Genomic DNA, 12,000 nt, shown 5'->3' with positions numbered 1-12,000 from the left:
ATATATCCTTATGCTACCTTTGGTATAGTATGTTTCTTCCTACTTGCAAGACTGTATTTTGCACGTAGGAGAAGAGGAACTCCAATCAATGTAACAAGAACTAGCATTCCAAAGACGATCAAGGGTTGTGTTGCCCCGAAATAGCTTAACAACCATCCACCTACTATAGGTGATAATACATTTCCAAGCTGAGAAAAGCCCATAGCTCCAAAATAAGTACCTTTTAACTCAGGTTTAGCAATAGAATCAACTAAGGCATCCGTCAGTGTAAATACTAGGATTTCGCCAATCGTAAACAGGACGATTACCATGCTAAGCGCAAAAAAGTGCGTGGTAAAAGCCATACTCAAATTACTAGCGCAGATACATAAACTCCCTGTTATCAGTACCGTATACGGAGAGAATTTTTGTGCAATCCTCACCACTGGGTACTGAAATACCAGTACAGAGATGGCATTGAGTGACATGAGATAGGAAATTTTCACTCCATCTTCAAAGCCAGGAAGCGTTGCAAAGTATTGTGGAAAAGTCGCATTCAGGCTTCCATAACCAAATGCACAAAAGAGAATCCCCAAAATAGTGAATAAGAACACCGTATCCATTCTCGTTACATGGAAAGCTCTCCGCAGGCTAATCCGCTCAGATAAATCATTCTTCTGGAAAAGTGTAGCATAGGCACGAGATTGATAGATTAACACCAGGCCATAGAGAGCATACACAGCAACCGCAAAGAGAAACGGGGTAGTAGATCTCGATGAACCCATTACCACTCCTACTAAAGGTCCAAATACAACTCCGATATTAATGGCAGCATAGCGTAGATTAAAGATAAGCAGTCGCTTCTTTTCATCCGTTATATCCGATAAAAACGCCCGAGACGAAGGTTCAAACATCGATTTACACAGACCATTAAGCGCATTGACAAGGAAGAAGGCAAGGACACTTTGACTAAAGGCAAACCCTAAAAAAACAAAAGCTCCGCCAAAGACGGATGTCAGCATAACCTTTTTACGTCCGATTTTATCTGCTAAAAATCCCCCATAGAAGCTAGCTAAAATCCCAATACCCGAACTAGCAGCAATAACCAACCCAGCTTCAAAAGGGGTTGCATGAAGGACATTGGTCAGATAAATGGCTAAGAAAGGGATACTCATCGAAGTTGAAAACCTACCAAACATCGTACCGATGATGATAGTCCAACCGATCGGGTGAATGCCCTTCAGATTTTTCACCTTGTGTCTGTCCTCCTTTGTGAGATTCTAAACAATTATAAATAAGATTATTTCATATTTGCATATTATAATCTAGTGGAAGAGATAGGAGGCGAGACCCTAATGCTACAATCACTTTCTGTTCTCAAGGGCAATACCATTCACCTAAAATAATTCTCACTATTTTCACTTTTATTAAGAAATTGTTTACTTTTCATATAAATTTAGATAGTATATTACTAAATTTCATTTTTTACGGCACCCATCAAAACAAAGAGAAAGAGGCTCGTATTTATGAAGAAACTTTTTTCTAATCTGACCTTTCAGGTACTCATTGCGATCTTTCTAGGAATTTTATTTGGTTTCTTAATGCCAAGTGTCGCGAAAGAGATGAAGCCTCTAGGAACCCTTTTCATTAACTTAGTAAAAATGTTAATCGCCCCCATCATATTCCTGACAATCGTCTTAGGAATCGCCAAGATGGGGAATATGAAGAAAGTGGGTCGGGTCGGTGGAAAAGCTTTGCTCTATTTTGAGATTATTACTACCATCGCTCTTCTCATAGGTCTTCTTGTCGCACATTTCGTTCAACCCGGGGCAAATGTGAATCTATCCTCCATTAAAGCAGGTGATGTATCCGAGTTTACTAAAGCAGGCGAGAAGATGGACTGGGTGGACTTTTTCATTCACATCGTTCCCGAAAATGTAGTCGGTGCCTTCGCCAAAGGTGATATTTTGCAAGTAGTTCTATTTGCCGTTCTCTTCGGATTTGCACTTGCTAGCTTTAGCGATGACTATAAAAAACCCATCATCGATTTATCAGAACGAGTATCGAATGTCTTCTTCCGCATCGTCCAAATGGTTATGCGTGTAGCTCCGATCGGCGCTTTCGGTGCCATGTCCTATACCATCGGAAACTTCGGTTTAAAAACCTTGATGCCACTGGGTAAACTCATGCTCTCCGTTTACTTAACCATGGCCATTTTTATTTTTGTTGTTCTCGCTATCGTTTGTAAAATATATAAGTTTAGCATCTTCAAATTCTTGCGATTCATCAAGGACGAAATATTAATTGTTCTCGGAACCTCCTCTTCTGAGACAGTACTTCCTAGAATGTTAAACAAAATGGAGAAGTTCGGTTGCTCTAAATCCGTTACCGGCCTCGTTATTCCAACTGGTTACTCCTTTAACCTAGATGGCACCTCGATCTACCTATCGATGGCGGTACTCTTTCTCGCTCAAGTATTTAGCGTCGATCTCAGCATCTGGCAAATCGTTACGATCTTTGGAATCCTCATGATTACCTCGAAAGGAGCCGCAGGGGTCACCGGTTCTGGATTTATCGTTCTAGCCTCCACCCTCTCCGCTTTGAATGTAATCCCACTTGAGGGTCTGGGATTATTACTTGGCGTTGACCGTTTTATGTCCGAAGCTCGTGCTATTACCAACTTAATCGGAAATGGAGTCGCCACCATCGTAGTTGCCAAGAGTGAAGGCGAGTTTGACGAAGAACAAAATAGACGTGCATTAGCCGAAATGAAAACATCATAATAGACTTCACGTTTTATCACACTCCGTAGCCTGATGGGGTGTGATAAAACAAAGCGGATAAGTGATTATTTACATTCTATTTATTTCATTGTATGATTAGTTTGTTATGGGGCATTAGCTCAGCTGAGAGAGTGTCGCACTGACAGTACAAGTGCATATGTTCCTATCGGCTGAAAGCTATCGCTGAAAACCTAGATATACCAAAGGGTTTTGCGATTTCAACAAAATGAAATGATCCTCGAAATACACAAATGATCACGGATTGATCACGCACTTAACGAAACTACTTGATACTAAAGGACTTGGGGCGGTAGTTCAGTGGGAGAATGCGTGCCTGGCAGGCACGAGGTCGGGGGTTCGATACCCCCTCGCTCCATCTAATTGTAAAAGTTATGTAAAGAAGTCACTCAGCTCTTAAAGGCCGAGTGACTTTTTTAATTTACGAGAATAGGGCTTTCCATGTTTTTGGGCCTACTATCCCATCTGTCACAAGCCCTTTCTTCCTTTGAAATGACTTCACTGCTCTCGGTGTTTTCGGTCCAAATATCCCATCCACTGCAAGTCCTCCAAGTTTGCGTTGAATTTTTTTCACCCCGTCTCCTCTGGAGCCTTTGCGAATCAGAACTCCTGGATAGGAAGGAGATGATTTGGGAATGGATAGCGAAGAGGGTAGGTAAGGAAGACGAAAGTATGAGCATATCCCCTTGGTCGTCTCCACTGCGCATTCTTTTTGGAAGTTGTGGATTTCATTAATACACTTGATGATGTATAAGTTCCCAGAGAAGATAGGTCTATATCTGGAGTGATTCGGGTTCCCATATAAGGGAAATCGTATCGATCCACCTTTGGATGTAGGACTCCCCTGATGCGGGACTGGTAATTACAATACTTACCCATGTCCAGTCCGTGGCTTCGTTTAGTCCGATCGAGAACCGAGAGCTTTGATTGTTTCGCGTCTCAATCAGATGAATCGATGCTTTTGTGTTGAACCCAGTCTGTGGAGCAGAAGGGGAAAGGAGCCGGTAAATAAACTCGATCGTCTGCGGAAATTGGAACGCACTATATTCCTTCACGAGGGCAGCACTATCTCCGGAGCATTCTACTCTGGCTCCTTCTGGAGTTTGCGCAAAGGGAATGGAGAGTCGGGAAGCCCAGCCCGAAGACCCCCAATTACTCATATCGTCATTCTCATCCCAAATAGGCATGTTGGTGATCGTCAGACCCTCCGATACGACCACATTCTGATTGGTTCCACCCTGCCAGTCATCATGATACGTTCGATTCACATCGGTAGCAGTTGATTCCAATACTAATCTCTCATTGATCCCTTGGGTTTGAAAGTGTTCCTTGTGTAAATTCTCTCGTCGTCTTTGTATAATCAGCTCCCTCTGTTCGCAACTGAATCCCATTTTCTTTTGCTTCTAACCCTGTTACGATCCCAAGATTCCATTCCGATGGGGTGTGGATATCCTGCTTGATACTGGGATTGCCCACGATCACCTGTGTTTTCTCTTGACCCACAGAAAACAAGTCAATTGCCTCAAAGAAGAGAGTCGTTGTTCCCACGTGCTAATCCCGTCATAAGTAAACTGGATCTCCATGGAGGTTACTCCCTTCTGTTCGCAAAAAAATACACCTTCCATTGGAAGGTGCACCATTTGAATGTTCTAATTTTCTTTTTCTACCAATTCGACTCTGACTTCATAACCCAAGGCATCTGCAATATGAGAGAGGGAATCTAATGTTAGATTTTGCTGACCTGCTTCGGCACGACCGATCATACTTTGTTTTGCCTGCATTCTTTCAGCGACATCTGTCTGAGTGAGTCCTCTCTTCTTTCGCCCTTCACTCAACTGCTTTGCTATGGCACGACGCAGCTTATATTCGGGTTCACTTTTGGCCCATTCCTCTGCAAATACAGGGTCCTTCATCTTCTGATCGATCTTCCGCTTTAAATAACTACTCATGATTTGTTCCCCTCCGTTCCGTTATTTCTACTAGATAGTCTTGGATTTGTTCCTTTGCATAGCGAATCAAGAAATCAGCCCGATACCTTTTTGCTCGTTCTAATTCACTAGATGGAGTTTTCTGAGTCTTCTTAGTAAATCCATGGAGCAATATAAGATTTCCTTGAAACCAGTGAAACAACATAATCCGTTGAATATTACTGCTCTGCTTCACGCGTAATTCAAAGATGCCATCTTGCAGATGCTTCACGAGAGGAGCTCCTGCTCGCAAACCGAGTTCCTCTAATATTAACATGGCCCTCAGTACCTTAGCTGAATCCTTTTGATTGAGTGAATCGATGAATTCATCAACCGGGCATGTACCATCTCTTTTTTGGTAAGGGATAAGTTGGTTCTTCATACGTCTATTATAACTTATATGTTATATTATAATCCAGCAAGATCAGAAATGTTCACTCATTTTGTAAGTTTTTTTCTGTCACTATCTCCCTGAAAATCGACTCTCTCTTTGTTGTAGTTGGAATAGTTGATGGGAGATTTTTTCGATATCCGCTTCTTCTCGTACAACTAATTGCGAGATCGTAAAGTAGTTATGGATCTCTGTAATGGCACTTTCTCCATTCATTTGCCCCGCAATCTCTCGAGCAAATGGCTTCATGCGAGATCCTTGCAGGGGAACCACGGCTTCTGGTCCTGATTCTGCAACTCCAATCACCGATGGTCCATTAAAAACTCCGCCCTTCTTGTACCAGGAGAGATCAAAGTCTAGATAGGGAACAGAGACTCCAGCAGCTTTCTTCACCGAAATGTGTGGAAGCTTGGGCTTGGGAATGGAGATGATCATGTTTTTAAAACCATTCACGATATCATCAATGATGCCCATTACCTTGTCATAGGCAGATTTTGGTATTAGTATAAGGTGGTGGACACAATCTGCAAGACAGATAAAATAAACTTGAGAGGTTGTGAATCCCCGATGAGCAAACACTACACCCAAGAATTCAAGGAGACAATCGTAGAGCTTTATTACAATGGCAAATCTGGAGCAGAAATAACACGCGAATATGATATCAGCAGAGCAACAATCTATAAATGGGCAAACAATGCAAAAGAGATCTCAGTCGATCATCAGTCTGTTACTGCCTTGGAAGTAAAGCAATTCCAAGCCCGCATTCGGCAACTCGAAACGGAGAACGATATTTTAAAAAAGGCTATGACCATATTCGCCAAGAGATAAGCCCTACCAAGCTTGCTTATTTCGTGAAATCCCAAAATCGATCTTATCCCCTCCCAACTGTTTGTGAAGTCCTAGGACTTCAAATTTTGCTGAGTGCAAGGGCTGGTTACCTTCGCCATCATAGGTGTACAAAAAAGCTGTCTTTTGGATCGAGGGAGATGGTTTTTTTTTGTTTAAATTGTCATTAACTATTTACATAACTTTAGGAGCAAGTTTCATGTACGTATTAAATTTTATCTTAGACATAGAAAAACTCCCCATAGTAGCAGTTTTATTATTTCAACTTTCTACCTTTTGGGGAGAATATCAGATTATCCTATTTAGATATGTCAATTGCAACTGTACTTAAATATGAGAGTTAAAAACAACCCTTCACAACGCCTCCCAGACTGAAAAATTCCATCCAGTATTTTACATACTCAGCAGGAAGTGCTTTTTTGGTTACATTCAAGGCTCTTTTTATGGCATTAGCACGAGAATATCCTAAGTTTCGTTGATGCTTGAACGCTGTTGTTATTGCATTTACAACCGTTTTAGTTCCCCCCATAATCTGGATTGCTTTTTTGATTTTTAGGATTTTCGCCCATGGTAACGCATTCATTGCAATTGCAGATACAATTGCAGTTGAGCAAGACCAAAAACTTTCTTGAGTTAATTTGTCTTTTATCTCAACTAAAGAAACAAGTTCATCATTTACCACAAATTTATAACCATTAAATTCTTGGCCTTTATTCTCATTAAGCCACTTTACACCCTCTTCAGCATCAATAATACCATCAGGGATTTGTTCAAACAAAGTCATAACAGTTTCACTTACACCAGCAAGCTTCTCTGATTCCGTCACTATTTCTGCATCTGTTGGATTTGCTGATTCTGGATTATTAAAGCCAATTTGGATTAATCCAGTTCCTTCTTCAACAGTACTATTGTTTGATAGGGTATTATTCATTGCATTAGCAAGAGGAGATCCAATAAAAGAAACACCAAGGGAAACACATATGGACGCTATAAGTGGCTTCAACATTTTCTTCATTCTAAATATCACTTCTTTTCTTATTATTATGTTATAATACACCTGTAGTTTTACATAGGGTAAAACGTTAAATAGTATAGGAGGGTAAAGAATGCTTTTCAACCTATTTTGCATTGTAATGATAGTAGCTCTAATGATTTTTGTTTGGAAAAACGTTAAAAAGAATCAGAAACTGATAATATTTATTCTCGCTTTCACAGTCGTTCCGTTTGTGGTGAGTCTAATTACAAATAAGGATCATTTTGTAATTGGAGGATACATTTTTACTGCGCTAGGCTATGCGTCTATTAGTATTTATACAGTATTGATTCGAAAAAGAGTGATAGATTAATCAACTCAATGCCTCCTTCTTAAATATTCTAAAATGATACTATTTTATAATATCATAAATAATAATTTGAATGCAAATAAAAGTGTATGTGCTATATGTGAACAGCATTCTTTTTAATTTCTGTCACAGTTTAAAATCTCTCTCTAATTACTGTTTAAGTAGACCGTACACAGGGGGAGATTTTTCAGCATTTAAACATAAAACTTGAAACCTACAAAAACACAGTAGATATGGTATTTGGTATTAGTATAAGGTGGTGGACACAATCTGCAAGACAGATAAAATAAACTTGAGAGGTTGTGAATCCCCGATGAGCAAACACTACACCCAAGAATTCAAGGAGACAATCGTAGAGCTTTATCACAATGGCAAATCTGGAGCAGAAATAACACGCGAATATGATATCAGCAGAGCAACAATCTAAATGGGCAAACAATGCAAAAGAGATCTCAGTCGATCATCAGTCTGTTACTGCCTTGGAAGTAAAGCAATTCCAAGCCCGCATTCGGCAACTCGAAATGGAGAACGATATTTTAAAAAAGGCTATGACCATATTCGCCAAGAGATAAGCCCTACCAAGCTTGCTTATTTCGTGAAATCCCAAAATCGATCTTATCCCCTCCCAACTGTTTGTGAAGTCCTAGGACTTCGGTCTGTGGTACTAAAGAAATATCGACCTTTCAGGTCGGATAGAAAAATCTATCAAGGCGGACAAGATTTATTGAAACGGGATTTCCATTCATCCAAGCGAAACGAGAAGTGGGTTAGTGATATCACTTACGTCCACACATCCCGCGATGGTTGGTGTTATCTTGCTTCTATCATGGATCTAGCAACCAATAAAATTGTCGGCTGGCATTTCAGTAAAACGATGGACAAAGAATGTGTATTACAAGCCCTCGATCATGCTATAGTAACTCAGAAACCAGCTAAGGGATGCATCCTTCATTCTGACCGCGGAAGCCAATATACCAGCAACAAATATCGTCATACAGTAAATACGAATGGCTTCAAGCAATCCTTCTCAGCCAAAGGATGTCCCTATGATAATGCTCCTATTGAAAGCTTTCACGCCATCTTCAAAAAGGAATTTGTCTACCCATCTTACACTCCTACGAGGATGCTAGGATTCGGATTTTTGAATTTATTGAGGGCCGCTATAATCGAAATCGTATCCACAGTGGGATTGGTTACAAAACCCCACAACAAATGGAGGATTTCCTCCATTCACATGTAGCTGTTTGATTGTCTATTATTTTCTGCCCATTACCTTGTCATAGGTCCAAACGGATAGCAAACCAATTACAAACATACTATCCATTAAATTGGAGTATACCAGTGATCGAACCAATTGATTTATAGAGGTTTTTTGGACATATTTAATGGTAAAACAGCCTAAAAAACATTCTATATTTTTCTGGCAGTGCGAAGGTCAGCGGTTCGAGCTCGCTATGCTCCACCATCGAAACCCTTAGTAAATAAGGTTTTTTTTATTTGTCCAGAACAAGGCTAAAATAAATGAGAATGATTGTAAACCATTTGCACATCAAACAGTTCTACTCATTGGAGAACAACATCTTTTCAAATCTATCAACGGCATCTTATTATGTATACAACCACTAAACTAACTCTTTTCTATTGAGCTAGTTTAGTGGTTTTTTATATTCTTTACCGTATATATTTACATATTTTATATAAATTTATTTTAAAAAGAAATGGACATAAAGTTCATTAAAACCAATTATACTTTACTACAAAAACAGAAATCATGTATAAAATCCCTTATACCCCTTAAAAATATATCATTAAAAGTCTTGTGACCATTTCAATCTAGTGATCCATACATAAACAAAACATTTATAATAAAATTATATCTTTAAATTTATATTAAAACATTTAAATTTACATCATTATGTGCTATGATTTGATTGTTCGATAAACTTTGAATAAGGGGTTGTTGTGAATGAAACGTTTCGTAGTAGGAATGATCGCATGTGGAGCTATGGTAGTAGGTGCAGGGTTTGCTACACCATCCACTACTCAAGCAGCTGAAGTTAGTAAAGTATCTCAAGGCGGTTGGGAAGATGCTACTTTCACAGTAGAAAATAATACTTCTATTCCTCAAGCAGTATCTGCACAAGTAGATACGAAAGTAGAAGGTACAACTATGGTGAAACATGGTAAAAAGACATATGTATATCTATCACTTGGTACTAAAGGTGCTGTGTATGATTTCAATGTAAAAACTTCTGTCATTAAAGATGGCAATCTTTCTCTATTAGTTCAAGCAGAAATGAATCCGGTAATCAGAAAACTAATGCCAAGCCCAGAGTTCGTAGTTCTTTCTTTCGATAACACAAAGTATCAGATTAATAAAGTACACGGACATCTTGTTGAAGGTGAAATTCCTGTTCGTTAATCAGTAGCCAGAAAACAATAAAGCTCCCCTCAGATAGCAGTTTGATGATACCAACTGCCCACTGGAGAGGAGCTTTTTCGTTTTTTCTAATTTTTCATCTGGAAAACATTAGAGACTGCTAGGTCCATTCCTTTCGTATCCACATTCTTCACTTGGATCTTAGCCTTCCCAAGCTCCTGTGCTTGTTCTTCTGACACAACTCCTACTAAGCTACCATCTGGCTGGTACGAAGTCTCCAACTCTTTTCCATCGAGAAAAATCTTACTCGGATCTGAAAAGGTTTTACCTGTCACCCGGATTGATTTCCCTTGTCCAGATCCCTGGAGAACGACATGATCAATGGACATCTCACCGTAGCCATAGATATAATTTTTGCTTGCAATTTGATCTTTTAGATTACCGTATCCATAACGCTTACCGAATAGAATATCATATTGTAACATCCGGTAATCTGCTAGGTCTTCCGGTTTAATCCCCATCTTCTTATAGGAATCTTGCGGAGGGATAACGGGAAAGCGCTTCGACAGATTATAAAGGAAATCAGTATAATAGGTTCCCTCTTTTTGAGCTAAATTTAGCACATATGGACCTACGAAAGCAGAACTAATATCCAGTTTATCTTGATGCTCTGGTAGATAATTATTCCATACCATGAGCGGAGTGCGATACATCTTGTTAAGGAAATCGGGATCATTTGAGCCGCTTATATAGTTCATTTCTTTATAAGCTTTATAATTAGCTCCTAGCGCTGGTAAGTGATCGCCAAAGAAAACAACAATCGTCGGCTCCTTACTCTTCTCATAATGCTCTACCAACATCTTTAGCATCTCATCCGCACCAGCAGTACCTGTGGCGTAATTTTCTAGCAAATCCTTCGTCTCTGCTGACATCTGGCCTTCTACTGTAATCGTCTTTTCGCTTGCTTTATATTTATTTTGATAAGCTCCATGATTCTCCATCGTATTAGCAAAGATGAAGTCAGAACCAGAGCTTTTCTCTGTGGTTTCAATAATCTTTTTCGCTACTTCACTGTCAGCGATTTGAGGCCCTTTTTTCTTCTGCTCAAAAAACTCCCCACTAATATAACGAGAAAAACCAAAGTTGCGATATACTTTGTTAGCCTGGTAATACCAGTTGTGAGTTGGGGAAATCGCTGTTGAGTTATATCCTTGTCTCCCCAAGATACTCGCGAGAGAATCAACACCATGATTTACATACTGGTTGTACGCAACTGATCCAGATGGAAGAAAACGAACTGTATTTCCTGTCAACACTTCAAACTCTACATTTGCTGTCCATCCCCCGAATTGAGGAGATAACATCTCTCCGTTCGAGTATTTCTTCTGTAACGAGTGATAAAATGCCAATGGATCCTTGCTAAACTTTACATTCTTCATTTTGGTTGGATCCCATAAAGACTCACTTAATACCACGATAATATTCGGCTTATCTTTCGAATTACGTTTTTCGTTTTTCGGGATACGATTGATTAATGATTTAATTTTTTCTTCGCTGTATCCTTTCGGTTCTTCAATAAATACCTGATTAATATTTAACATGGTCGAAACCAAGAAGCCATTTCGAATATAGTTATTTACTGGGTGAACAGAAGAATGAGCGATTCCCAGCATTTTTTTGATCGGCATCGGCTTGTCTGTATAAGCCATGTTTAGTAGTAAAACCGATAGAACAAGGAATATGCCTCGCTCTAGCCAAGAGAATTTCTTTTGGAAATGAGGTAATTTCTTGATCAGTACGATACTTACAGTCACAAATCCAACTACCACCAGAACCATATAAAGGGAAACCTCTTGTATATAACCGGTAAGGTCAAATGCTTCGCTTGCAAGTAGCACATCCCAAGGCATCATAGGGGTATCGATCGTTCTCCACTTAATGCCACTAATAAACGAAATGGCTACTAAAACCACACCCATGACCCAATATGCAACCTGAACTCGTCCAATCAAAGCAATACACAAGGACAACAAGCTATAGACAATCAAAAGGGTGAGTATCACAGAAGGAAAATCATGAATATCAAATAACCATCCAGCTAATGATCGAAAGCTTCCCCTATTGAGTAACTCTACCACCACAACAAGGAGCAAGGTTAAAATCCATAGAGAGTATCTAGATTTCACATAGTTTACTAAGTAATGTAATTTTGGTTTCATCCAATAATATCTCCCGTATATAATGTAGTATAGACATTTAATATAGACCAAATGATTATACCATGGAAATAGAA

14 protein-coding genes and 1 tRNA gene are annotated in these 12,000 nt (G+C 39.4%); 6 read left to right on the top strand and 9 right to left on the bottom strand.

The genetic code is table 11. From position 1 onward, the window contains the following. Positions 1-8: 8 nt before the first annotated feature. The gene (locus BLU58_RS02135; protein ID WP_255404558.1) at positions 9-1,232 is read right to left on the bottom strand and encodes an MDR family MFS transporter; all 1,224 of its coding nucleotides are present in this window, start codon (positions 1,230-1,232) and stop codon (positions 9-11) included. Positions 1,233-1,505: 273 nt separating this feature from the next. Between BLU58_RS02135 and BLU58_RS02130 the strand changes: the two genes are divergently transcribed. Next, positions 1,506-2,762, top strand: coding sequence for a dicarboxylate/amino acid:cation symporter (locus BLU58_RS02130; protein WP_093290590.1), 1,257 nt, complete (start codon positions 1,506-1,508; stop codon positions 2,760-2,762). Positions 2,763-3,066: 304 nt separating this feature from the next. Continuing rightward, positions 3,067-3,138, top strand: a tRNA-Ala gene (locus tag BLU58_RS02125). A 63-nt stretch (positions 3,139-3,201) separates the two neighbouring features. On the opposite strand, the gene BLU58_RS16250 is transcribed toward BLU58_RS02125, so the two are convergent. From BLU58_RS16250 to BLU58_RS02095, 6 genes are all read right to left on the bottom strand, one after another. Next, positions 3,202-3,354 (bottom strand): peptidoglycan-binding domain-containing protein, encoded by a 153-nt coding sequence (locus BLU58_RS16250; protein WP_176786446.1) that lies wholly within the window; start codon positions 3,352-3,354, stop codon positions 3,202-3,204. A 199-nt stretch (positions 3,355-3,553) separates the two neighbouring features. Continuing rightward, positions 3,554-4,069, bottom strand: coding sequence for a hypothetical protein (locus BLU58_RS02115; RefSeq protein WP_093290588.1), 516 nt, complete (start codon positions 4,067-4,069; stop codon positions 3,554-3,556). A 10-nt stretch (positions 4,070-4,079) separates the two neighbouring features. Further along, positions 4,080-4,328, bottom strand: coding sequence for a hypothetical protein (locus tag BLU58_RS02110; RefSeq protein ID WP_093290587.1), 249 nt, complete (start codon positions 4,326-4,328; stop codon positions 4,080-4,082). A 101-nt stretch (positions 4,329-4,429) separates the two neighbouring features. Continuing rightward, complete coding sequence (locus BLU58_RS02105; RefSeq protein WP_093290586.1) at positions 4,430-4,729, bottom strand: helix-turn-helix domain-containing protein; 300 nt, start codon at positions 4,727-4,729, stop codon at positions 4,430-4,432. Next, positions 4,722-5,129, bottom strand: a complete 408-nt coding sequence (locus BLU58_RS02100) for a type II toxin-antitoxin system RelE/ParE family toxin (protein WP_093290585.1) — start codon at positions 5,127-5,129, stop codon at positions 4,722-4,724. The genes BLU58_RS02105 and BLU58_RS02100 overlap by 8 nt, the downstream gene beginning before the upstream one ends. Positions 5,130-5,210: 81 nt before the next feature. Next, positions 5,211-5,612 (bottom strand): hypothetical protein, encoded by a 402-nt coding sequence (locus BLU58_RS02095; protein ID WP_093290584.1) that lies wholly within the window; start codon positions 5,610-5,612, stop codon positions 5,211-5,213. 93 nt (positions 5,613-5,705) lie between these two features. Here BLU58_RS02095 and BLU58_RS02090 point away from each other — a divergent pair, with 93 nt between their 5' ends. Further along, positions 5,706-5,966 carry a transposase gene (locus tag BLU58_RS02090; protein WP_093290583.1) on the top strand — a complete coding sequence of 87 codons (261 nt, stop codon included), beginning with the start codon at positions 5,706-5,708 and terminating at the stop codon, positions 5,964-5,966. A 358-nt stretch (positions 5,967-6,324) separates the two neighbouring features. Here BLU58_RS02090 and BLU58_RS02085 read toward each other — a convergent pair whose 3' ends face one another. Beyond that, complete coding sequence (locus BLU58_RS02085) at positions 6,325-6,999, bottom strand: hypothetical protein (RefSeq protein ID WP_093290582.1); 675 nt, start codon at positions 6,997-6,999, stop codon at positions 6,325-6,327. A gap of 729 nt (positions 7,000-7,728) precedes the next feature. Here BLU58_RS02085 and BLU58_RS16735 point away from each other — a divergent pair. The 3 genes from BLU58_RS16735 (at position 7,729) to BLU58_RS02070 (ending at position 9,749) form a co-directional block, all read left to right on the top strand. Continuing rightward, complete coding sequence (locus BLU58_RS16735; protein ID WP_255404568.1) at positions 7,729-7,899, top strand: hypothetical protein; 171 nt, start codon at positions 7,729-7,731, stop codon at positions 7,897-7,899. A 23-nt stretch (positions 7,900-7,922) separates the two neighbouring features. Further along, positions 7,923-8,567: an IS3 family transposase gene (locus tag BLU58_RS02075; protein WP_255404564.1), complete on the top strand. Its 645-nt coding sequence runs from the start codon at positions 7,923-7,925 to the stop codon at positions 8,565-8,567. A 726-nt stretch (positions 8,568-9,293) separates the two neighbouring features. Further along, complete coding sequence (locus BLU58_RS02070) at positions 9,294-9,749, top strand: hypothetical protein (RefSeq protein WP_093290579.1); 456 nt, start codon at positions 9,294-9,296, stop codon at positions 9,747-9,749. Positions 9,750-9,835: 86 nt separating this feature from the next. On the opposite strand, the gene BLU58_RS02065 is transcribed toward BLU58_RS02070, so the two are convergent. Further along, the gene (locus BLU58_RS02065) at positions 9,836-11,926 is read right to left on the bottom strand and encodes an LTA synthase family protein (protein WP_093290578.1); all 2,091 of its coding nucleotides are present in this window, start codon (positions 11,924-11,926) and stop codon (positions 9,836-9,838) included. Positions 11,927-12,000: the final 74 nt, after the last annotated feature.

It is taken from the genome of Thermoactinomyces sp. DSM 45892, assembly GCF_900107305.1.
In the GTDB taxonomy this organism is placed as follows: Bacteria; Bacillota; Bacilli; order Thermoactinomycetales; family Thermoactinomycetaceae; genus Baia.
This window is presented reverse-complemented; position numbering and strand designations above follow the sequence as displayed.

Bases quoted from the DNA above. Each gene is read 5' to 3' on its own strand.
- BLU58_RS16735 (WP_255404568.1), top strand. From the start codon at position 7,729: ATGATATCAGCAGAGCAACAATCTAAATGGGCAAACAATGCAAAAGAG.
- BLU58_RS02105 (WP_093290586.1), bottom strand. From the start codon at position 4,729: ATGAGTAGTTATTTAAAGCGGAAGATCGATCAGAAGATGAAGGACCCT.
- BLU58_RS02090 (WP_093290583.1), top strand. From the start codon at position 5,706: ATGAGCAAACACTACACCCAAGAATTCAAGGAGACAATCGTAGAGCTT.
- BLU58_RS02100 (WP_093290585.1), bottom strand. From the start codon at position 5,129: ATGAAGAACCAACTTATCCCTTACCAAAAAAGAGATGGTACATGCCCG.
- BLU58_RS02065 (WP_093290578.1), bottom strand. From the start codon at position 11,926: ATGAAACCAAAATTACATTACTTAGTAAACTATGTGAAATCTAGATAC.
- BLU58_RS02070 (WP_093290579.1), top strand. From the start codon at position 9,294: ATGAAACGTTTCGTAGTAGGAATGATCGCATGTGGAGCTATGGTAGTA.
- BLU58_RS02130 (WP_093290590.1), top strand. From the start codon at position 1,506: ATGAAGAAACTTTTTTCTAATCTGACCTTTCAGGTACTCATTGCGATC.
- BLU58_RS02095 (WP_093290584.1), bottom strand. From the start codon at position 5,612: ATGGGCATCATTGATGATATCGTGAATGGTTTTAAAAACATGATCATC.
- BLU58_RS02085 (WP_093290582.1), bottom strand. From the start codon at position 6,999: ATGAAGAAAATGTTGAAGCCACTTATAGCGTCCATATGTGTTTCCCTT.